We start from the raw sequence: 20,789 nt of genomic DNA, 5'->3' as shown, positions 1-20,789 counted from the left end.
CGTTGATTGCCGCGGCCCCCCTCCCAGGAGGCCTGCCGGCGACGCTGTGCTGTGGATTCCGCCCGCTCGGACGGTTCGGCCCTTATCCCGGCGCCTGTTTCGCGGTGCGTGTATGCAGATGCCAGCTGGCGGCACCGACGACGCCGAGCTGTCCGTGATCCACCACGCGAATGGGGACCTTGTGCAGGAACGGGCGCATCACGCCCTTGTCGAGGAAGCGTTCGACCAGCGGGCCGCAGCGCAGCAGGTCGACGATGCGCGAGAGAAAACCGCCGGCCAGGTACACGCCGCCGGTGGTGCCGTAGAGCATGGCCAGGTCACCCGCGAAGGAACCCATCCAGCCGCCGAACATCTGCAGCGTCTCGTAGGCCACTTCGTCGCCCGCCTCCGCGGCGGCAACCACGTCGGCCGGTTCCGCGCAGGAGGGATAGCGGTCGTACACCGCGCACAGCGCGGCATACAGGCGATGCAGGCCGGGGCCGGACAGCACCGCTTCGTAGGGCGTGTGGCAATCGGGGGCGGCGATGCGGTCGAGCACTTCGCGCTCCAGGCCACCGCGCGCGGCCAGCTGGATCTGCCCCGCTTCGGTGGCGATCACGCGCGGCGGTTCGCCGGGGAACCACACCGCGGCGCCCAGGCCGGTGCCCGGGCCGATCACTGCGATGGGGCCTTGCTGCGCATCGGGCGCGAATGCGGTCTTCAGCGCCACCGAGCTGTGCTCGTCGACGTAGGCGATGGCGTGGGCCAGCGCTTCGAAATCGTTGAGGAAGCGCACGCGCTCCAGGCGCAGTTCCTGCGCGAGCGTGGCCGGCACCAGCGGCCAGGCGAGGTTGCGGTTCACCACCACGCCGGCATGCAGATAGCCCGCGCTGGCCAGCACCAGTTCGCGCGGACGTGCGTCGAGCTCCGCGCAGAACTGCCGCACGATGCCGTCGAGATGCGGATGGTCCGCGCAGCGGTAGCTGCGATAGCTCAGCACGCGCGGCGCGCCTTCCAGCTGCGGCGCCACCAGGCCGAGGCGCGCATGCGTGCCGCCGATATCGGCAGCCAGGAACGGACGCTGCGCATCGGCGTCGCGCGCCGTGGACGCGGGGAAGTACGCGAGGTCTTCACCGGATTCGATGTTTCGCACGCTCGCAACCACTGGATGTGTCATAGCCGCCCAGCCCTCCCGGCCGCCTCCCCGGCGACCCATGTTCACTGGCGAAACAGAATTTCATATTTAATTTAGATCGTGGCAAGCCGCGCTGCAACAATGACTTACGCGAGGCCTGCTTCGTAAAAAAAGGGAAGAAATTGAAAGAAAAAGGAGGGTCCGGCGGGGCCGTGCCATCATCCCGGCACTCCCTGCTCCTCCAGTCCCCCAAGGACGTGCCCATGCAGAACAGCGTTTCCACCCGCCGTCTCGCCGATGCCCTGGCCGCGATCGCCCACCACGAAACCGCGCAGGCGCACGAAGCGCTGCAGGCCGCCGTGGCCGATGGCGCGTTGCTGGCGCAGGCGCTGCTCGATCTGCTCGACGAAGGCGAAGCGCGCGCGGCCTACGACCAGCCGGCCGCATTCGAGGCGTTTATCCGCGGCGGCGACAACGTGCCGCTGTACGAAGCGACCAGCACGGCGCTGGCGCGCCTCTACGACACGCTGCCGGTGACCTCATTGCTGGATATCGGCTGCGGCGACGGCATGGCGCTGATCCCTGCCCTGCAGCGCGCGCGGCATGCGCCGACGCAGCTGGATCTGGTGGAGCCCTCGCCGGCCCTGCTCGGCCATGCCAGCGAAGCGCTGCGCACGATCCCGCTCGCGCTCGATCATCTGCTGGCATGGCCGATCGGCGCGCAGGATTTCGCCGCGTCGCTGCGGCCGGAACAGCAATGGGACCTGGCGCAATCCACCTTCGCCCTGCAAGCGCTGCCGCCGGCCGAGCGCAAGGACACCTTGCGCCGCCTGCGCCCGCATGTGCGCCAGCTGGCCGTGGTGGAATTCGACGTGCCGGTGCTGGAAGCGAGCAGCGCGGAGTATTTCGATTCGCTCGCGCAGCGCTACGAGCGTGCGCTCGCCGGCTATGGCGAAGATGCGCCGCTGGTGGCCGGCGGCTTTCTCGCGCCGATGCTGCTGGGGCAGCTGCGGCAGGCTTCGCGGCCGTCCAACTGGGAGCAGCCGATCCAGGCCTGGCTGGAAGAAATGCGCGAGGCCGGCTACGCCACCGTGCGCACCGAGGCGCTGTACGACTACAGCTGGTCGCCCGCGGTGCTGATGCTGTTCGAGTAGGCGCGGCCCGCTAGCGCAGCCACTGGCGGAACCACGCACCCGCCAGCGCAGCGACGTGTTCCAGCGCGCCGGGTTCGTCGAACAGATGGGTGGCGCCGGGCACCAGCACCAGTTCGACCGTATGCGTCATCGAGGCCAGCGCGGATTTGTTGAGCGCGACCACGTCGGTATCCGCGGCGCCGACGATCAGCAAAGTCGGCGCCTGTACCTCGCCCAGCGCGCCATGGCCGGCCAGATCCGGCCGCCCGCCGCGCGACACCACCGCCTGCACCGCGCGCGGCAAGCGCGCCGCCACGGCGAGTGCGGCCGCGGCACCGGTGCTCGCGCCGAACAGCCCCAGCGGCAGGCGCGCCAGCGACGGCAGGCGCATCGCCCATGCCACCGCGGCTTCCAGGCGTCCGGCCAGGCGCTCGATATCGAAGCGCGATGCCAGCGCGATGTCTTCTTCCGCACCGAGCAGATCGAACAGCAGTGTGGCCATACCGTGCTTGCCGAGTTCCTCCGCCACATGCCGGTTGCGCGGGCTGAAACGGCTGCTGCCGCTGCCGTGCGCGAACACCACCAGGCCCTTGGCCTGTTCGGGCACGTGCAGATCGCCTTCCAGGCGCACGCCGTCGGCCGGGATGCGCACCGTCTGCATGCCGCCGACCGGAGCCTGCAGCCGCGTCAGCAGGCGCACTACTTCGTCGTCCGTCACGGCGGGAAAGTCGCGGTAGTACTGACTCACCGCGCCGAAGTCGCGCGGCGACGCCGGGCAGACCACGTCGTCGCACAGCGGCCGCAATTCCGCCAGGCTGCGCGAGGAAGCGACGGGCACGGCGCAGACCAGCGACTGCGGCCCCAGCGCGCGCACCGCGGTGAGCGCGGCGCGCATGGTGGCGCCGGTGGCGAGGCCGTCGTCGACCACGATGGCGATGCGTCCGGCCACTTCGAAGGCTTCGCGATGCGGGTCGTACAGCTCGCGGCGGCGGGCGATCGCGTCGAGCTGGTGCGCGGCCTCGCCGCGCAGATACGCCGCGTCGGCGCCCGCACGTGCGGCATGTTCGGCGACCAGTACCTGGCCGTCTTCGCCGATCGCGCCCACCGCGAATTCTTCCTGGCCCGGCGCGCCGAGCTTATGCACCAGCACCACGTCGAGGTCGCCATCGAGCCGGTCGGCCAGCACCCGGCCGATCGGCACGCCGCCGCGCGGAATCGCCAGCACCAGCGGATGCCTGCCGCGATAGGCCAGCAACGCCTCGGCAAGCTGCTCGGCGGCATGCTCGCGATCGTCGAAATAACCCTGGCGAGGAAGCGTCACCTGTGTCGCCCTCCGCATCACGCCCCTGTCCGGCGTGCGTGCGCACGGCCGGCCCCGTTTTTTATCCGATCTCCCTCACAGCATGGTGAATCCGCCAGCGTTAATGCCGCGCGATGGCGCGTGAAATGCAAGGCCAGCGTCGGCAAGCGCGCATGCATGATGCACCGCAACGGCTACCTTGCCGTTCTTCTCACGTGCGAGTCACAGCCGCTGGACGGTGGCAGCGCCAGAGTGACGCCTTAGGTTTCGACGAGGATCGTTCCATGGCGGAAAAAGGCTTCAAATGCGCACACCAGCCCTGCAAATGCATGGTCCCGGCGGACGGCAGCTTCTGCAGCGACCACTGCCGCCAATCGGCCGGCACCCAGATTCCGGAAACGCTGTGCGGCTGCGGCCATCCCGCCTGCGGCACCAGCCCGCAGGCGCGGCCTGAGGAACAGTCGGACGGCTGACGGCCGCATGCCGCCGCATCGAAACCACTTTCCCGCATCGAGGTTGCCGATGAACACCGCCCACGCCCAACTGCTCGACTGGCTGCGCAATGCGCATGCGATGGAAGTGCAGTCCGAAGAGATGCTCAAGACGCATATCCGCCGCCTGCAGCATTACCCGCGCCTGCGCGACCGCATCGTCGGCCATCTGGCCGAGACCTGCGAACAACAAGCGCGCCTGGAAACCTGCCTGCGCGAGCTGGGCGCGGAACCCTCGGGGCTGCGCGAATTCAGCGCGCGCTTTCTCGCGCTCGGCCACGGCCTGCTGCAGGTGGCCTCCTCGGACGAAGTGGTGAAGAGCCTGGTGCTCACCTATTCCTTCGAGTCGATGGAGGCGGTGGTGTACCGCACGCTGATGACCGCGGCGGAGGTCGCCGCGCAACCGGAAGTGGCCGGTGTGTGCGAAGACATCCTGCGCCAGGAAGAAGCCATGGCCGAATGGCTGCGCGAGCATCTGCCGGAGGTGGTGCGGCAGTACATGGTGCGGCTGGAGTTGCCGGGCATCCAGGCCAAGCGCTGAGCTAGCGTCCCGCTTCACCATCGTCCGGCGGCGCGCGGTCGCGCCGCAGCGCATTCACCACCAGGCCGAAGCCGATGATGCCGGCCAGCGCGAACATCGCTCCCGCCAGATAGCCATAACCGGAACCGGCCGGCGCCAGCCGCGCGATCAGCGCTCCGGCGATCAGCAGCGCCGCGGTGATCAGGCCGGCGGCGATGCGGTTGGCGATCTTCTGCAGGTTCTCGATCAGATGCGATTCCTCCAGGCCGTCCAGGCGCACGCGCAGGCGGTTGTCCGCCAGGATTTCGACGAAGCGGCCGAGCTGGCCCGGCGCATTGATCGAATAGCGCTGCGCTTCCAGCAGCAGCGCACCGCCGCGTGCCTGGGACACCGGCCGCAGCAATTGCGAGGTCACCACTTCGAGCAGACGGGCGCGCATCATCTCGCGTGTCGGCAGGCCGTCGGCCAGGCGCGCCAGCGCCGGTTCCAGGTTGAGCAGCGCACGGCCGAGCAGGCTCAGTTCGGCGGGCGGGCGCAGGCCGTTGTCGGCGCCGATGCGGGTGAGCGAGAGCAGCAGGCGCCCTTCTTCCAGGCGGCTCTGGTCGCTGGCGCTGGCATAGCGCAGCACTGCATTGCACACCGCGCGGCGATACGCGGCACGATCCATTTCCGGCAGCACCACGCACAGGCGCTCGCCGATATCGGCCACGCCATCGCCGTCACCATCCGCGGCGGCGAGCATCAGGCGCAGCAGGTCGTTGCGCATGGCCGGCGACAGGCTGGTGACCATGCCGAAATCCAACAGGCCCAGCCGGCCGTCGTCGGTCAGCACCAGGTTGCCCGGATGCGGGTCGGCATGGATCAGCCCATGCACGAAGACCTGGTCGATATAGGCCGACAGCAGCTCGCCGGCCAGTTCGGCGCGCGGCGGTTGCGGCACGCCGCCCGGCGGCGTGCCGAGCTTGTGGCCATGCACGCGTGCCATGGCCAGCACGCGCGAGCTGGTGAAGTCGAAGAACGGCGCGGGGATGTACAGCCCGCGATAGCCTTCCAGATGGCGGCGGAACGTATCGAGGTGGCTGGCCTCGGCCATGAAATCCAGTTCGTTGAGCAGGCTTCGGCGCAGCTCGGCGATCCACGGCACGAAGCCGTAGCGGCGGCCGACTTCGGTATGGCGTTGCGCGGTGAGCGCAAGGCGTTCGAGTGCGTCGAGATCGGAACGGATGCGCTGGGCGATGCCGGGGCGCTGCACTTTCACCACGGCCTCCATGCCGTCGGGCAGCACCACCGCGTGCACCTGCGCCAGCGAACCGGCGGCGAGCGGTACGGGGTCGAAGCGGCGGAACAGCTGTTCCGGCGGCGCGCCGAGTTCGCGTGCGATCACGCCGCGCACGTCGGCGACGTCGATCGGTTCGACGCGGTCCTGGATGCGCGTCAGCGCCGCGAGGAACGGCGCGCGCACCAGGTCCGGCCGGCACGACAGCGCCTGGCCCAGCTTGATGAAGGCGGGGCCGAGGCGTTCGAGATCTTCCACCAGGCGCTGCGGCAGGCGCTCGTCGGCCAGCTCCGCGCCGCGGCGATGGCCCGGCACGCCGCGCAGCACGCCGGCGCGGCGGTAGCGCAGCACGAACAGGGCGATGCGCGAATAGCGCGAGAGGTAGGTCATCCGCGGTGGCGGTCGTCGGTGGCGGACAGGCGTCCGGGGGAACTGCGGACTCATGGTCGGCGCGCGCGGCTGAAAGCGGTGGCTGCGGCGGATCAACAGGCTCGTCCACAAGACCGCGATGAAACGCTTCCGCTGGCGTGGAAGAGCCGGGCCACGGCACCTCGACATCGATGAACCGCCGCTGGCATGCAGCCGCGGCGTTCACCGCGGCCCGACGCCGCATTCATGGCCCAAGCGCGATCAATGGCGCTCCCCGTCCCCACCGAAACCCAGCACGGAGCCAGGCCCATGAATGCGATCGATCTGCTCGTCAGCGACCACCGCACGGTCGAAAAACTGCTGGAAGAGCTGACGGAAACCACGCCGCGCGCAGTGAAGACACGCGAGGCGCTGGTGCAGAAGATCGGCGCATTGCTGAAGGCGCACACCATGATCGAGGAGGAAATTTTCTATCCGGCCTTCCGCCTCGCCGGCGACAAGGAAGAAGCCAGGATGTATTTCGAAGCGATCGAGGAACACCGCGCAGCCGCCGAACTGGTGTTGCCGGATCTGCTGGAAACCGATCCGGCCGGCGAGCAGTTCTCCGGCCGCGCCAAGGTGCTGAAGGAACTGATCCTGCATCACGCCACCGAAGAGGAACAGGACATGTTCCCGGCCGCGAAGAAACTGCTGGACGCGGCGAAACTCAAGGAACTGGGCGAACAGATGTCCCAGCGCAAGCAGGAGCTGCTGAAGGACAAGGAGGAATTGCTGCAGGAGACGCTGCGCGAGCGCGCCTGAGGCGCGCCGGCGGACCAGAGGGGTTGGGGCGAGCCGGGCATCCGGCTCGACGCACCGTGGAGCGTTCGCGCCGGCATGCCGAGTGCTCGCCCCAACCCCGCTGGCCTGCCGCGCGCACTCGCTACGCCTGCGGCGAGGCGCTATCGTTGTGCGCTTTCCTGGCAGCGCGGGCAGTACACCGTGATCGAATGGGTCGGTTTCGACGGCGACGACACCCTCTGGCACAGCGAGGGCTATTACCAGGACGCGCACGCGCAGTTCGAGGAGATCGTCGGCCGCTACGTCGACCTGGCCAATCTGCGCCTGCACGACCGCCTGCTGGCGGTGGAGCGGCGCAATATCAAGCTGTTCGGCTACGGCGCCAAGGGCATGACGCTGTCGCTGCTGGAGGCGGCGATCGAAGTCACCGGCTCGCGCATCAGCGCGGCCGATCTGCACCGGATCATCGGCATCGGCAAGCACGTGCTCTCGCATCCGGTGCAGTTGCTTCCGGGTATCCGCGAAGCGGTGGAAGCGGTGGCGGCGACGCATCGCGTGGTGCTGATTACCAAGGGCGACCTGTTCCACCAGGAACAGAAAGTGGCCGCCTGCGGGCTGGCCGATCTGTTCCATCGCATCGAGATCGTGTCGGAGAAGGACGAGCGCTCGTACCGCCGGCTGCTCGACGAATTCGGCGTGGGCGCCGAGCGCTTCGCCATGGTCGGTAATTCGCTGCGCTCGGATATCGCGCCGGTGGTGGAGCTGGGCGGCTGGGGCATCTACATGCCCTACCACGTGACCTGGGCGCACGAGGCCGATACCGATTTCGCCGCCGCCTCGCCGCGCGTGGCGCAGGTGAGCGATGCCAGCGGCATTGCAGCCGCGCTGGCCGAGCTGGGCTCGCGGGCCGCGGCATGAATGCGGACGCGCTGCCGGATGGTGCGCTGGAAGAGGACCTGGCGCGCCTGCGCGACTTCATCGCGGCGCATCCGCGCCTGTTCGTGCTGACCGGCGCCGGCGTCAGCACCGATTCGGGTATTCCCGACTATCGCGACAACCAGGGCGACTGGAAGCGCCCGCAGCCGGTGACCTACCAGGCCTTCATGGGCGACGAAGCCACGCGCCGGCGCTACTGGGCGCGCAGCCTGGTGGGCTGGCGCCGCTTCTCGCGGGCGCATCCGAATGCGGCGCACCTGGCGCTGTCGCGCATGGAAGCCGCCGGACACGTGGAAGTGCTGCTGACCCAGAACGTCGACGGCCTGCACCAGGCGGCGGGCAGCCATCACGTGATCGATCTGCACGGGCGGCTGGACCGGGTGCGCTGCATGGCGCACGGGCATCTGGTGCAGCGCTCGGCCTTCCAGGCGGTGCTGGAGGAACGCAACCCGGCATGGGCGCTGCTGGATGCCGGGGACGCCCCGGACGGCGATGCCGACCTGGAAGGCCACGATTTCTCCCGCTTCGACGTACCCGCCTGCCCGCTCTGCGGCGGCCTGATGAAGCCGGACGTGGTGTTCTTCGGCGAAGGCGTGCCGCGCGAACGGGTGCTTGCCGCCACGCATGGCCTGGAGCAGGCGGACGCGGTCTTGGTGGCCGGTTCCTCGCTGATGGTGTTCTCCGGCTTCCGCTTCGTGAACGCGGCGGCCAAGGCCGGCAAGCCGATCGCGGCGGTGAATATGGGCCGGACCCGGGCCGACGATCTGTTCAGCCTGAAGATCGAGCGACCGGTGGCCGAGACCCTGGCGGCTATCGCTTGAGGCTGTCTCGCCAGCTGGCGAATTTTGTAGCAGAGTAATGAGCCCGGCACGGCCTTCGGTCGCGACCGGCTCGTTCATATTGACCTGCATCAAGAGGCGCGGTCGGCGCTTCGGCTAGAAATGACGGGTGGAATCCGTCCCTCTCCGCAGCGGTCGAGTCGAGCCATGAGTGCGATACCTCACCAGCCCAGCCAGTCCATTCCCCGCCCTCGTCCGCCCAAGGCCGCCAAGCCGCCTTCCGCCATCGCCGACCTGTGCGCGACCTACGACGGCTACCTGGCCAAGGCGACCAAGGCCCGCTCGGCCCTGCTGCGCAAATACGAATCGAAGGCGCTGCACGCATGGCGGGTGAGCCTGCGGCGCATCACCGCCACCCTCGACCACGTGGCCGCGGCCCTGCCCGGCGAGCAGCCAGATGGCGTGCTGGCGCAGCTCAAGGATTTCCGCAATGCCACGGGCGGGGCACGCGACCTGGACATCCTGCTGGACGAGACCCTGCCGGCTTTTCTTGCGCATGGCGGGCATGGCGACCGGCTCGATGGCGAGTTGCTGCATGCCTTGAATGCCCGGCGTGTGCACGGGCACCACGAGGCAGTGGAGGGGCTGAAGAAGGCCCGCCTGACCACGGCCGTCCATCATTTCCACGCCTGGGCCGAAACGCATCGCAACGTCACCGAAGACGAACTGCGTGCCGCGGCCGCGAGCGTGATCGACACCCGCTTCCACCAGCTGCGCAAGCGGGCGGCGCGGATGCACGAGGGGCGGACCCGGCTCCATCGCGCACGCACGGCCACCAAGAAGCTGCGCTACACCATCGAACTGTTCCAGCCGCTGTTCCCGCGCGAGGCCAGCCAGGCCTGGCTGGAAAAACTGGCCGATGTGCAGAGCCATCTTGGCGAGGCGCACGACCGGCTGACCGCACGCGCCTTGTGCAGAGAACTGCTGCCGGCGGCCAGTGAGCACGCCCAGCTCAAGGCACTGCGTAAGTGGGCGAAACACACCGCCGGGGAAGCGGCGGCCAAGGCGGAACATTCGCTGGAACGGCTGGGCAAGCTGAGTCACTACTGGCGGCACTAAAACCTTGCTTGCCCGTTAGTTAGCGCCTGGATCGAAAGAATTCTCTCAACATGGCCGACGACTCCTCGGCCAGCAGCCCGGCGTCGACCTGGATACGGTGGTTGTGCCGCTCGGAGATCAGCGTATCGAACACGCTGCCGGCGGCGCCAGTCTTCGGGTCAGTCGCCCCATAGACCACCCGCCCCACCCGGGCATGCACCAGGGCCATCGAGCACATCGCGCAGGGTTCCAGCGTCACGTACAGGGTGGCGCCGACCAGGCGGTAGTTGCCGATCTTTTCGCCGGCCGCGCGGATGGCCTGGATCTCGGCGTGCGCGGTGGGATCGTTGAGGGTGATGTTGCGGTTCCAGCCCAGGCCGATGATCTCGCCGTCGAGCACGACCAGGGCGCCGACCGGCACTTCGTTCTCCGCATCGCGGGCATGCCCGGCCAGCTGCAGCGCGCGGCGCATGAAGCGCTCGTCTTCATCGCTGAACGTGGGTACGGACGAATCAGGGAGATCGGTGCTCATCGGGACGGCAAAGGCCAGCAAATAGTCTGAATTGTAGGGTCCTGCTGACTGTTTAGATACGAACAGCTGCTACTTGGCATGCCTGTCCCTTCTCTCAAGGCCATGGCGATGTCCCAAGACCGGCTTGCCGGGTACCAGGCGTTCTGCCGCGATTGCCGCGGCGACTTTCGGCGCATCGCGCGCAAGGCGGGAGACTGCGATGCGGACGACGTCGCCTGCGAAGCCTGGCTGATGGCGGCGGCGTTCGAGGCCGACGGGAACGACGTGGATTTCGAGGACGCCGATTTCCGGCAGCGCCTGCTCGCGCACCTCTTTCAGCATTTCGTCCGCTACAACGACCGCAGGATTGCGGCGGCGCTGCGCTTCGAAGTCGAAGACGATGCCGCGCTGCCGCTGCTGGAAAGGCTCGCGGCACCGACGCCCGATCCTCTGTCCGAGGCCTTGTCGGCCGAAGAACGGGTAGACATGCCGCTACCGTCCTATCGCCATTCGCAGGCCGCCGCCTGGGCCAGTTTCATTTCCCTGCGCGGCGGCCATATGCCGACCGTCGCGCGCCACCTGATGATTTCCCCGTCCTGGTGCTACCGCCGCTATACCCGCGCCTTGCGTCTGGCGGAAACGCAGTGGCCCTTGCCGGGCGGGCTTCCCGTCCCGCCCGGTGAGCAACCGCAGCCGTGGCGGCGCTACCGGGCGATGCGCACACCGCACCAATACAGTTTCGACTTCGATCCGGTGCTGGCGCTAAAGCTGCCTTTAGCGGACCAGCGCTTCCAGTTCCTCGAAAGCGGACCGCGGCAGGCGCCGCCCCTCCTTGGCCGCATTGACCTTTAGAGCCATCTGCGCCACCTCGAACAGGGCCGGCCGGATCGCATAGCCGCCCTTGGCCCTCAGCCAAGCCAGCACGTCGGCCAGATGCCAGATCGACGCACTGCCCTCGTGCACCGGCGCCGGAAAGCTGCCCGCATTGCCCAGCATCAGCTTGCGCATGTTCTGCCGCGACACACCCACGATCTGGGCCACGTCGGTCAGCCCCACCAGGTCGGGCGCCACTTCGATCAGGCGGGCGCCGGGCACCGCGCGGCGCACGTCGGCCAGTGCGCTGCGCACGGCGGTTTCCGCGTCGGCGGCTTCGCGGGTGAACTCCAGCGCCAGGCGGCCCGGCAGGCCGACGCCGATCAGCGCGTCGTCGCAGCCGGCTTCGCCCAGGCGGCCGACCAGGGCGTCCGGATCGCGGTCGTCGTCGGCCAGCTGGTACTTGAGGGTGAAGATGTATTCCATCGTGCTGCTCCCCGGCATCGCCGTCGGTATCGCTAGTGAAACGCCGTGCAGTTGTCCACGACGCGCCGCAAGGCGCGCGCATGGTTGTGCGGGTTCTTCGGCGTGCTCCAGATGCTGCTGATGCAGAACTCGCCGCAACGGCAGTCCTGGTTGTTGCGCGGGCAATACATCCGGCCCCATGCATGGCTGCCGCCGGCCTCGACACGCCAGCCCCGCTCTTCGGCGTGCCGCAGGGCGAGCTCGATGTTTTTCTTGGGGTGAGAGGGACGTGCCATCCATGGTCTCCAGTCTGAGGGGGACTGGCAGGGTTGTCAATTGACAACTTATCCGAATCTTGGATATCGACGTCGCACGGCATCGGTATCGGGCAAACGGTCCAGCCACCAGCCATGGTGGCTCACCCTGGCGGCGCATGGCGCGTCCGCCCGGCCAAATTAGGCCTAGTTCTAGATTTCCTGGCGAGGAGCATCCATGCTCGTGCGCCAGTTCGAAAAATCAACGATTTACGACAACTTCCTATAAGCCGGCCAGGCCGGCCGCAGCCAGAAGCTCACTCCCACTCGATGGTTGCCGGCGGCTTGCCGCTGATGTCATAAACCACGCGAGAAACGCCGCGCAACTCATTGATAATACGATTTGAAACCTTGCCAAGGAACTCATACGGCAAGTGCGCCCAATGCGCCGTCATGAAGTCGATGGTCTCCACCGCGCGCAGGGCGATCACCCATTCGTAGGCCCGCGCATCCCCTACTACGCCGACGGATTTCACCGGCAGGAACACGGCGAAGGCCTGGCTGGTCTTGTCGTACAGATCCCAGCGGCGCAGCTCTTCGATGAAGATGGCGTCGGCGCGCGCCAGCAGCTCGGCGTACTCCGGCTTCACCTCGCCCAGGATGCGCACGCCCAGGCCCGGACCCGGGAACGGATGGCGGTAGACCATCTCGCGCGGCAGGCCGAGCTCCACGCCGATGCGGCGCACTTCGTCCTTGAACAGCTCACGCAGCGGCTCGACCAGCTTGAGCTTCATGTGCTCCGGCAGGCCGCCGACGTTGTGGTGACTCTTGATGACGTGGGCCTTGCCGGTCTTGCTGCCGGCCGACTCGATCACGTCGGGATAGATGGTGCCCTGGGCCAGCCACTTCACCTGCCCGCTGCCGGCGGCGGTGACCTTGGCCGATTCCTCGTCGAAGATCTCGACGAACAGGCGGCCGATGATCTTGCGCTTCGCTTCCGGGTCGGCCACGCCTTCCAGCGCCGTGAAGTAGCGCTCGGCGGCGTCGACGCGGATCACCTTCACGCCCATGTGCTGGGCCATGGTGGCCATCACCTGGTCGCCTTCCTGCCAGCGCAGCAGGCCGGTGTCGACGAACACGCAGGTCAGCCGGTCGCCGATCGCACGGTGCAGCAGCGCGGCGACCACGGAGGAATCCACGCCGCCGGACAGCCCCAGCAGCACGTGGTCGTCGCCGACCTGGGCGCGCACGCGCTCGATCTGGTCTTCGATGATGTGCGCGGCCGTCCACAAGGTGCGGCAGCCGCAGATCTCGGTGACGAAGCGCTTGAGCAGCGCGGTGCCCTGCTTGGTATGCGTCACTTCCGGGTGGAACTGCACGCCGTACCAGCGCTTGGCTTCGTTCTCCATCACCGCGACCGGGATGCGGTCGGTGGTGCCGGTGATGACGAAGCCCGGCGGCGCCTTGGCGACGTGGTCGCCGTGGCTCATCCATACGTCCAGGCGGTGCGCATCGGCGTGGTCGCTGAGCCCCGCGAACAGCCGGCTGGAGGCGTCGATGTCGACTTCGGCATGGCCGAACTCGCGCGCGTCCGCCGCCTCGGTGGCGCCGCCGAGCTGGGCGGCCAGGGTCTGCATGCCGTAGCAGATGCCGAGGATAGGCAGGCCCGCGTCGAACACTTCCTGCGGCGCGACGGGCGCGCCTTCGAGCGTGGTGGACTCGGGGCCGCCGGACAGGATGATGCCCTTGGCGCCGAACGCGGCGATTTCCGCGGGGTCGTGGTCCCAGGCCCAGATCTCGCAGTACACGCCGATCTCGCGCACGCGGCGGGCGATCAGCTGGGTGTACTGCGCACCGAAATCGAGGATGAGGATTTTGTCGCTATGGATGTCGGTCACGGTCCGGCTCCGATGCGCGGCAGGCGGCCCTGCCCGCGCCTGTCTTCTGAAAAGCGCCGCCGGCCTCGGATACCCGGCGCCGGCGGCTGGAAACGAAGCGCCGGCCACGAGGCCGGCGCTGGGCGATCGCTTAGGAGTTGAGCCGGTAGTTCGGCGCTTCCTTGGTGATCTGGATGTCGTGCGGATGCGCTTCGGTCACGCCGGCCGAGGTCACCTTCACGAACTGCGCCTTGTGGCGCACGTCCTCGATGGTGGCCGCGCCCAGGTAGCCCATGGAAGCGCGCAGGCCGCCGATCAGCTGGTGGATGATGTTGCGCAGCGGGCCGCGGTACGGCACGCGGCCTTCGATGCCCTCGGGCACCAGCTTGTCGGCGTCGGCTTCGTCCTGGAAGTAGCGGTCCTTGGAACCGAGCGCCATCGCGCCGAGCGAACCCATGCCGCGGTAGCTCTTGTACGAGCGGCCCTGGAACAGCTCCACCTCGCCGGGGGATTCCTCGGTGCCGGCGAACATCGAGCCGAGCATGACGCTGGACGCGCCGGCGGCCAGCGCCTTGGGGATGTCGCCGGAGTAGCGGATGCCGCCATCGGCGATCAGCGGGATTTCGTCCTTCAGCGCGGTGGCGACCATGTCGATCGCGGTGATCTGCGGCACGCCCACGCCGGCCACCACGCGGGTGGTGCAGATGGAGCCCGGGCCCACGCCGACCTTCACCGCGTCGACGCCGGCGTCCAGCAGCGCGCGCGCCGCTTCGCCGGTGACGATGTTGCCGGCGATCACCTGCACCTGCGGGTAGTGCTTCTTCACCCACGCGGCGCGCTCGATCACGCCCTGCGAATGGCCGTGCGCGGTGTCGACCACCAGCACGTCGACGCCGGCGTCCACCAGCGCGGCGACGCGCTGCTCGGTGTCGCCGCCCACGCCGACCGCGGCGCCGACCAGCAGGCGCTCGTGGCGGTCCTTGGCGGCATGCGGGTTGTCGCGGGCTTTCTGGATGTCCTTGACGGTGATCAGGCCGCGCAGCTGGAAGTCGTCGTTGACCACCAGCACCTTCTCGATGCGGTTCTGGTGCAGCAGCTGCAGCACGTCGTCGTGGCTGGCGCCTTCGCGCACCGTCACCAGCTTCTCCTGGCGCGTCATGATGTTGCGCACCGGGTCGTCGTGCTTGCGCTCGAAGCGCAGGTCGCGGCTGGTGACGATGCCGACCAGCTTCTCGCCTTCCACCACCGGCACGCCGGAAATGTTGTGCGCGCGGGTGAGCTGCAGCACTTCGCGGATGGAGGTGTGCGGGGCGACGGTAATCGGGCTGCGGATGACGCCGGCTTCGAACTTCTTCACCAGGCGCACTTCGGCGGCCTGCTGCTCGGCGGTCATGTTCTTGTGGATGATGCCGATGCCGCCCTGCTGGGCCATGGTGATGGCGAGACGGGCTTCGGTGACGGTGTCCATGGCGGCGGACACGATCGGGATATTCAGCCGGAGGTTGCGGGTCAGCCGCGTGGAGGTGTCGACGTCGCGTGGGAGGACGGCCGAGTGGGCCGGAACGAGATACACGTCGTCGTAGGTGAGGGCCTCGGCGAGGATGCGCATGCGATTTTGTCCCGCTGCAAAGATGGAATTATACGCTCCCGCCCGGTGCGCCGCCAGAGCGCCACGGGTGTACGGAACGTCGCAGCCGCCTTCTTGGCCGCGTTTCCTCAGTGCACCTTGTGCGTGGCGCCGCGGGTTTCGGCGGCTTCCAGCGTGTTCTCAAGCAACGTAGCGACCGTCATCGGGCCGACGCCGCCGGGCACCGGCGTGATCCAGCTGGCGCGTTCGGCGGCCGGTTCGAATTCCACGTCGCCGACCAGGCGGCCGTCATCCAGGCGGTTGATGCCGACGTCGATCACCACCGCGCCCGGCTTGATCCATTCGCCCTTGATCAGGCCCGGGCGGCCCACCGCGACGATCACGATGTCGGCCTGGCGGATATGGCTTTCCAGGTCGCGGGTGAACTTGTGGCAGGCGGTAGTGGTGCAGCCGGCGATCAGCAGTTCCAGCAGCAGCGGACGGCCGACGTGGTTGGACACGCCCACCACCACCGCATGCTGGCCGCGCACGGGCCGGTCGGTATGGCCCAGCAGGGTCATCACGCCGCGCGGCGTGCACGGGCGCAGGCCGAAGCGGCGCAGCGCCAGGCGGCCGATATTGATGGCCTGGAAACCGTCGACGTCCTTGGCCGGGTCGATGCGGTCGACCAGGGCGTCTTCGTCGATATGTTCGGGCAGCGGCGACTGCACCAGGATGCCGTGCACAGCGGGGTCGGCGTTGAGCTGGTCGATCAGCGCGAATAGTTCTTCCTGCGTGGTGCTGGAAGGCAGGTCGTAGCCGAAGGAGTTGAAGCCGACCTGCTTGCAGGCGGCGCGCTTGTTGCGCACGTACACGGCGGAGGCCGCATCGTCGCCGACCAGCACCACCGCCAGGCCCGGCTCGGCCAGGCCCTGCGCCTTGCGTTCGGCCACGCGGCGGCCGATGCGGTCGAGCAGTTCCTTGGCGATGCGTTTGCCGTCGATGATCCGTGCGCTCATGGTGTCTGCCCGCCTGCAAAGATGCCTATTATCCGGACTCGCTCCGACCCGCACAAACCGCCCATGTCTCAGGACCACGCTCCCTGGCCTTCCTTTCCGCTGCCGCCCGGCCCGCTGCGGGTGCGTCCGTGGCAGCCGGAAGACGCCGACGCGCTGTTCGCCGCGGCCAGCGAGTCGATCGACAGCGTGGGGCGCTGGCTGCCGTGGTGCCGCGAAGGCTATGTGCGCCAGGACAGCGTGGCGTGGATCGCCCACGCCCAGGGCTGCTGGCAGTTGGAGGAACTGTTCGCCTTCGCCATCGTCGACGAAACCGACGGCAGCGTGGCCGGCGGCGTGGGGCTGAATCAGTTCAACCGGCAGCACCGCAGCGCGAACCTGGGCTACTGGGTGCGGCAGTCGTGCCAGGGCCAAGGCATCGCGCCGCGCGCCGTGCCGGCAGTGGCGCGTTTCGGCTTCGAGACGCTGGGCCTGGTGCGAGTGGAAATCGTCGCCGCGGTGGATAACTTGCCCAGCCGCCGTTGCGCGGAAAAAGCCGGCGCACGCTTCGAAGGGATCGGACGGCAGCGGCTGATCATCGACGACACCGCCATGGATGCGGCGGTGTATGCCTTGATTCCGTCCGACCTGGCGTAACGCTCAGGCCGAAGCGCAGAGCTCGGCGATGTCTTCGTAGCCGTGGAAGACCGCCTCGTGCCCACAGCCGGGACATGACGGATCGCGCCGCAGCCGCGTCTCGCGAAAACGCATGGCCAGCGCATCGACGTGCAGCAGGCGGCCCGACAAGGTTTCGCCGAGATCCAGGATCAGCTTCAGCGCCTCGGTCGCCTGCAGCAGGCCGATCAATCCAGGCAGCACGCCGAGCACGCCGGCTTCGCTGCAGTTCGGCGCTTCCGCCGCCGAGGGCGGCTCGGGGAACAGGCAGCGATAGCACGGCGCGTCGTCGCGGCGCGGATCGAACACGCTGACCTGACCGGTGAAGCGCTCCACCGCGCCGTAGATCATCGGCAGGCCCAGGCGCCGCGTCGCGGCGGCGATCAGATAGCGCGCGGGGAAATTGTCGGCGCCGTCGATCACCAGATCGTGGCCGGCCAGCAGGCGCTCGACGTTGTCGGCGCGCAGGCGCTCCTCGCGGGTCTCGATGCGTACGCGCGGATTGAGCGCGTTCAAGGCCAGCCGCGCGGATTCGGTCTTGGCCATGCCCACGCGCGCATCGGCGTGGATCACCTGGCGATGCAGGTTGGAACGCTCCACGCGATCGTCGTCGATCAGGGTGAGCTGCCCTACGCCCGCAGCGGCGAGATAAAGCGCCGCAGGTGCACCGAGGCCACCGGCGCCGAGCAGCGCGATTTTTGCCGCGCCCAGCTTCGCCTGCCCCGCTGCGCCTACCTGCGGCAGGCGCAGCTGGCGCGAATAACGTTCGGCGGCGTCGGCATCGAGTGCGCCGGTGACGATGGGCAGGCCTTCGGCCTTCCAGCGATTGAAGCCGCCGGCCACCGACGACACCTGCCGGTAACCCATGCGCTGCAGCGCCTCGGCCGCCAGCAGCGAGCGCTGGCCGCTGCCGCACAGCGCGAGGATGGGACGTTCGCGGTTCGCTTCGGTCTGCTCGATGCGCAGTTCCAGGAAACCGCGCGACAGGCCCAGCGCGCCGGCCGGCGTGCCGTCGGCGCGTTCGTGGTCTTCGCGGACGTCGATCAGGAGGGCGCCGCCGGCCTGCCGGGTGAGCGCTTCCGCCGGGGAGATCTCCGGCACCTGCTGGCGCAGCTGCGCGAGCCAGCTCTCGCGATTGAATGACTCGGTCATGCCGGGGAGTTTAGGACGATCCGGGGAGGGGCGCGCGATCGGCGGCGCCCCGGGAATCAGCGCTTGCGCTTCTTCATCTCGCGGATCATGCGCTGGCGCTTGCGCATCTGGCCTTCGGTCAGCACGTTCTTCTTGCCGGCGTAGGGATTCTCGCCGTCGCGGAACTCGATGCGCACCGGCGTGCCTTCCAGCCGGAAACGCTTGCGGAAGAAGTTCTCGAGATAGCGGCGGTAGGCCGGCGCGATGTGCTTGGTGCGGCTGCCGTGGATCACGATGGTCGGCGGGTTGCTGCCGCCCGGATGCGCGAAGCGCAGCTTCGGCGCATGGCCGCGCACCAGCGGCGGCTGATAGCCCTCGTAGGCGCGCTCCAGCGTGCGGGTCAGTTCCGACGAGCCCAGCTCGCGGTTGGCCGCGTCGTGCGCGCGCACGATGGCGCGCATCAGCTCGCGCAGGCCGGAGCCGTGCAGCGCGGAGATGAACACGTTCTTGGCCCAGTCGACGAACTGCAGGCGGCGCTCCAGCGCGCGTTCGCACTGCTCGCGCTGGTACTGGTCCATGCCGTCCCACTTGTTGACGGCGATGACCAGCGCCCTGCCCTCGTCCACGGCGTGGCCGATCAGGGTGAGGTCCTGGTCGGCCAGGTTCTCGCGCGCGTCGACCATCACCACCACCACCTGGGCGGCGGCCATGGACTGCAGCGTCTTGATGACGCTGAACTTCTCCACCGCCTCTTCCACGCGCGCCTTGCGGCGCACGCCGGCGGTGTCGATCAGCACGTAGCGGCGGCCGTCGCGTTCCAGCGGCACGCGGATCGGATCGCGCGTGGTGCCGGCAACGCTGGATACGATCAGGCGCTCTTCGCCCAGCAGGCGGTTGATCAGGGTGGACTTGCCGGCATTCGGACGGCCGACGATGGCCACGCGGATGGCACCTGCGTCTTCCGGCGCGAGTTCCTCGTGCGCGTCTTCCGGCAGCAGCGGCAGCACGTGGCGTACCAGCTCGTCGGTGCCGCGGTTGTGCGCGGCCGACAGCGGCAGCGTGGAAGCCAGGCCGAACACGGCGAACTCGGCCAGCGCGTTCTGCAGGTCCAGGCCGTCGGTCTTGTTGACCGCGGCGATGATCGGCTTGCCGCTGCGGCGCAGGTCGTCGAGGATCGCGCGGTCCTGCGGCAACAGGCCGTCGCGCGCATCGAGCACGAACACCAGCACCTGGGCTTCCTCGATGGCGAGGCGGACCTGCTGCGCGGTGAGCGCATCCAGGCCTTCCTCGACGCCGGAAAGGCCGCCGGTGTCCACCACCACGAAGGGGCGGTCGCCGATGCGGCAGACGCCGTAGTGGCGATCGCGGGTGACGCCCGGCATATCGGCCACCAGGGCGTCGCGGCTGCGCGTCATGGCATTGAAGAGGGTCGACTTACCGACGTTGGGACGGCCGACCAGGGCGACGACGGGCAGCATTTACGGGTACAACCTCAACAGCTCAGTGCCCGCCGAGGCGGTAGGCGCCGATACGGCCCTTCACGTCCTCGACGTACACGGTATCGCCCACCACCAGCGGCTGGGCGCGGATCGGCTTCTTGGACAGGCGCTCGCGCGCGGCCAGAGCACCGTCGCTGGTCTGCAGCCAGTGCACGTAGCCTTCGCTGTCGGCGACCACCACGTAGTTGTTCTGCACGGTCGGCGCGGTGAGCCAGCGGTACTTGAGCTTGTCGTTCTTCCACATGTCGGAGCCGGCGCCCTTGTCGAACGACCAGACCTGGGAATCCTCGTTCACGCCGAACAGCGCATTGCCGCCGATGTCGACCGAGGTGAAGGTGGAGAACGGGCGCGCCCACAGCGGGCGGCCGCTGGGGCCGTCCACCGCCACGAGGTTGCCGTGATAGGCGGCGCCGTAGAGGGTGCTGCCGTCGAGCACGATGGCGCCGTCGGCGTCGTTCAGGCGGTCGATCTCGGTGCGGCCTTCGCCGCTGGCCATGTTCTGCTCCCACAGCTTCTCGCCGTTGTCCAGGCGCAGGGCGACCAGCTTGCCGTTGTCGCTGCCGAAGAAGATCACGCCATTGGCCACCAGCAGCGGGCCATTGCCGCGCAGGCTGAGCAGCGGAACATTGCCCTGGTCGTAGGCCCAGCGGCGCTCGCCGGAGGTGCTGTCCAGGCCGTACAGGCGGCCGTCGCCGGCACGCACCACCACCAGGTTGCCGACCACGGCCGGCGCCGACAGCACTTCGGAACTCACGCTGGCTTCCCAGCGCGGCGAACCGTCCTTGGCGTTGATGCCGTAGACGTGGCCGTCCAGCGTGCCGATCGCCACCAGGTCGCCGGACGCGGCCGGGCCGCCGGCGTAGAAGGCGTCTTTGCGCTTCTTGTCGCCCCAGCCGAACCAGCCCTTGGTGCTGGAGCTCTTGGACCACAGCGTCTTGCCGCTGGTGGCGTCCAGCGCTTCGATCTTGCCGTCGGTGCTGGCTACGTAGAGCACGCCGTCGGCGAAGGCCGGACGCAGGCGCAGGCCGGAATCACCGGCACCCTTGCCGACGCTGCTGGTCCACAGGCGGGTGACCTGCGCGGTCGGCTTGAAGTCCTTGTCGAGCGGCGTAGGCGGCTGGACGTTTTCCTTCTTGAAGGAATGGCAGCCGGCCAGGGTCGCCATCGACACCAGACCGACCAGCAAAGCTCGTTTCATCACACCAG

At 68.5% G+C, this 20,789-nt stretch carries 21 protein-coding genes; 9 read left to right on the top strand and 12 right to left on the bottom strand.

Annotation, left to right across the window (positions count from 1 at the left end; all coding sequences use genetic code 11):
- Positions 1-82 precede the first annotated feature (82 nt).
- Positions 83-1,132 (bottom strand): glucokinase, encoded by a 1,050-nt coding sequence (locus tag KK141_RS20355; RefSeq protein WP_214571836.1) that lies wholly within the window; start codon positions 1,130-1,132, stop codon positions 83-85.
- A 245-nt stretch (positions 1,133-1,377) separates the two neighbouring features.
- Here KK141_RS20355 and KK141_RS20350 point away from each other — a divergent pair, with 245 nt between their 5' ends.
- Positions 1,378-2,268, top strand: coding sequence for a class I SAM-dependent methyltransferase (locus KK141_RS20350; RefSeq protein ID WP_214571838.1), 891 nt, complete (start codon positions 1,378-1,380; stop codon positions 2,266-2,268).
- 10 nt (positions 2,269-2,278) lie between these two features.
- Here the strand turns inward: KK141_RS20350 and KK141_RS20345 are convergent, their stop codons facing one another.
- The gene (locus tag KK141_RS20345; protein WP_345777597.1) at positions 2,279-3,568 is read right to left on the bottom strand and encodes an alpha/beta family hydrolase; all 1,290 of its coding nucleotides are present in this window, start codon (positions 3,566-3,568) and stop codon (positions 2,279-2,281) included.
- Between the two features lie 263 nt (positions 3,569-3,831).
- Between KK141_RS20345 and KK141_RS20340 the strand changes: the two genes are divergently transcribed.
- A complete protein-coding gene (locus KK141_RS20340; RefSeq protein WP_214571840.1) occupies positions 3,832-4,020 on the top strand; it encodes a hypothetical protein in 189 nt (62 codons plus the stop codon).
- Positions 4,021-4,069: 49 nt separating this feature from the next.
- A complete protein-coding gene (locus KK141_RS20335; protein ID WP_214571842.1) occupies positions 4,070-4,579 on the top strand; it encodes a ferritin-like domain-containing protein in 510 nt (169 codons plus the stop codon).
- 1 nt (position 4,580) lies between these two features.
- Here the strand turns inward: KK141_RS20335 and KK141_RS20330 are convergent, their stop codons facing one another.
- Positions 4,581-6,224 carry an AarF/UbiB family protein gene (locus tag KK141_RS20330; RefSeq protein ID WP_214571843.1) on the bottom strand — a complete coding sequence of 548 codons (1,644 nt, stop codon included), beginning with the start codon at positions 6,222-6,224 and terminating at the stop codon, positions 4,581-4,583.
- 288 nt (positions 6,225-6,512) lie between these two features.
- On the opposite strand from KK141_RS20330, the gene KK141_RS20325 reads away from it, so the two are divergent.
- From KK141_RS20325 to KK141_RS20310, 4 genes are all read left to right on the top strand, one after another.
- Positions 6,513-7,004, top strand: coding sequence for a hemerythrin domain-containing protein (locus KK141_RS20325; protein ID WP_214571844.1), 492 nt, complete (start codon positions 6,513-6,515; stop codon positions 7,002-7,004).
- A 180-nt stretch (positions 7,005-7,184) separates the two neighbouring features.
- Positions 7,185-7,901, top strand: coding sequence for an HAD family hydrolase (locus KK141_RS20320; RefSeq protein ID WP_345777600.1), 717 nt, complete (start codon positions 7,185-7,187; stop codon positions 7,899-7,901).
- Entirely contained in the window at positions 7,898-8,740 is an 843-nt protein-coding gene (locus tag KK141_RS20315; protein WP_214571846.1) for an NAD-dependent protein deacetylase, read from the top strand. The genes KK141_RS20320 and KK141_RS20315 overlap by 4 nt, the downstream gene beginning before the upstream one ends.
- A gap of 165 nt (positions 8,741-8,905) precedes the next feature.
- Positions 8,906-9,817, top strand: coding sequence for a CHAD domain-containing protein (locus tag KK141_RS20310; protein WP_214571847.1), 912 nt, complete (start codon positions 8,906-8,908; stop codon positions 9,815-9,817).
- A 19-nt stretch (positions 9,818-9,836) separates the two neighbouring features.
- Here KK141_RS20310 and tadA read toward each other — a convergent pair whose 3' ends face one another.
- Positions 9,837-10,328, bottom strand: coding sequence for a tRNA adenosine(34) deaminase TadA (gene tadA, locus KK141_RS20305; RefSeq protein WP_214571849.1), 492 nt, complete (start codon positions 10,326-10,328; stop codon positions 9,837-9,839).
- 78 nt (positions 10,329-10,406) lie between these two features.
- Here tadA and KK141_RS20300 point away from each other — a divergent pair, with 78 nt between their 5' ends.
- Positions 10,407-11,159, top strand: a complete 753-nt coding sequence (locus KK141_RS20300) for a hypothetical protein (RefSeq protein ID WP_214587356.1) — start codon at positions 10,407-10,409, stop codon at positions 11,157-11,159.
- On the opposite strand, the gene KK141_RS20295 is transcribed toward KK141_RS20300, so the two are convergent.
- From KK141_RS20295 to folD, 5 genes are all read right to left on the bottom strand, one after another.
- Complete coding sequence (locus tag KK141_RS20295) at positions 11,082-11,606, bottom strand: DNA-binding protein (protein WP_214571851.1); 525 nt, start codon at positions 11,604-11,606, stop codon at positions 11,082-11,084. The genes KK141_RS20300 and KK141_RS20295 overlap by 78 nt on opposite strands.
- A gap of 32 nt (positions 11,607-11,638) precedes the next feature.
- A complete protein-coding gene (locus KK141_RS20290) occupies positions 11,639-11,881 on the bottom strand; it encodes a hypothetical protein (RefSeq protein ID WP_214571852.1) in 243 nt (80 codons plus the stop codon).
- A gap of 275 nt (positions 11,882-12,156) precedes the next feature.
- Positions 12,157-13,737 carry a glutamine-hydrolyzing GMP synthase gene (gene guaA, locus KK141_RS20285; protein WP_214571853.1) on the bottom strand — a complete coding sequence of 527 codons (1,581 nt, stop codon included), beginning with the start codon at positions 13,735-13,737 and terminating at the stop codon, positions 12,157-12,159.
- Positions 13,738-13,867: 130 nt separating this feature from the next.
- Positions 13,868-15,325 (bottom strand): IMP dehydrogenase, encoded by a 1,458-nt coding sequence (gene guaB, locus KK141_RS20280; protein WP_214571855.1) that lies wholly within the window; start codon positions 15,323-15,325, stop codon positions 13,868-13,870.
- Between the two features lie 107 nt (positions 15,326-15,432).
- The gene (folD, locus tag KK141_RS20275; protein ID WP_214571857.1) at positions 15,433-16,302 is read right to left on the bottom strand and encodes a bifunctional methylenetetrahydrofolate dehydrogenase/methenyltetrahydrofolate cyclohydrolase FolD; all 870 of its coding nucleotides are present in this window, start codon (positions 16,300-16,302) and stop codon (positions 15,433-15,435) included.
- 63 nt (positions 16,303-16,365) lie between these two features.
- Here folD and KK141_RS20270 point away from each other — a divergent pair, with 63 nt between their 5' ends.
- Positions 16,366-16,935, top strand: coding sequence for a GNAT family protein (locus KK141_RS20270; RefSeq protein WP_214571858.1), 570 nt, complete (start codon positions 16,366-16,368; stop codon positions 16,933-16,935).
- Positions 16,936-16,938: 3 nt separating this feature from the next.
- Here the strand turns inward: KK141_RS20270 and moeB are convergent, their stop codons facing one another.
- From moeB to bamB, 3 genes are read right to left on the bottom strand one after another with little or no spacing between them, the layout of a single operon-like run.
- Positions 16,939-18,105, bottom strand: a complete 1,167-nt coding sequence (gene moeB / locus KK141_RS20265; protein ID WP_214571859.1) for a molybdopterin-synthase adenylyltransferase MoeB — start codon at positions 18,103-18,105, stop codon at positions 16,939-16,941.
- A 56-nt stretch (positions 18,106-18,161) separates the two neighbouring features.
- Entirely contained in the window at positions 18,162-19,562 is a 1,401-nt protein-coding gene (gene der, locus KK141_RS20260; RefSeq protein ID WP_214571860.1) for a ribosome biogenesis GTPase Der, read from the bottom strand.
- 22 nt (positions 19,563-19,584) lie between these two features.
- Positions 19,585-20,781: an outer membrane protein assembly factor BamB gene (bamB, locus tag KK141_RS20255; RefSeq protein WP_250901899.1), complete on the bottom strand. Its 1,197-nt coding sequence runs from the start codon at positions 20,779-20,781 to the stop codon at positions 19,585-19,587.
- Positions 20,782-20,789: the final 8 nt, after the last annotated feature.

This window comes from Dyella sp. LX-66 (assembly GCF_018599165.1).
Taxonomy (GTDB): domain Bacteria; phylum Pseudomonadota; class Gammaproteobacteria; order Xanthomonadales; family Rhodanobacteraceae; genus Dyella_D; species Dyella_D marensis.
The sequence above is the reverse complement of the archived record's forward strand: the minus strand, read 5'-3'. Positions and strand labels throughout refer to the sequence as shown.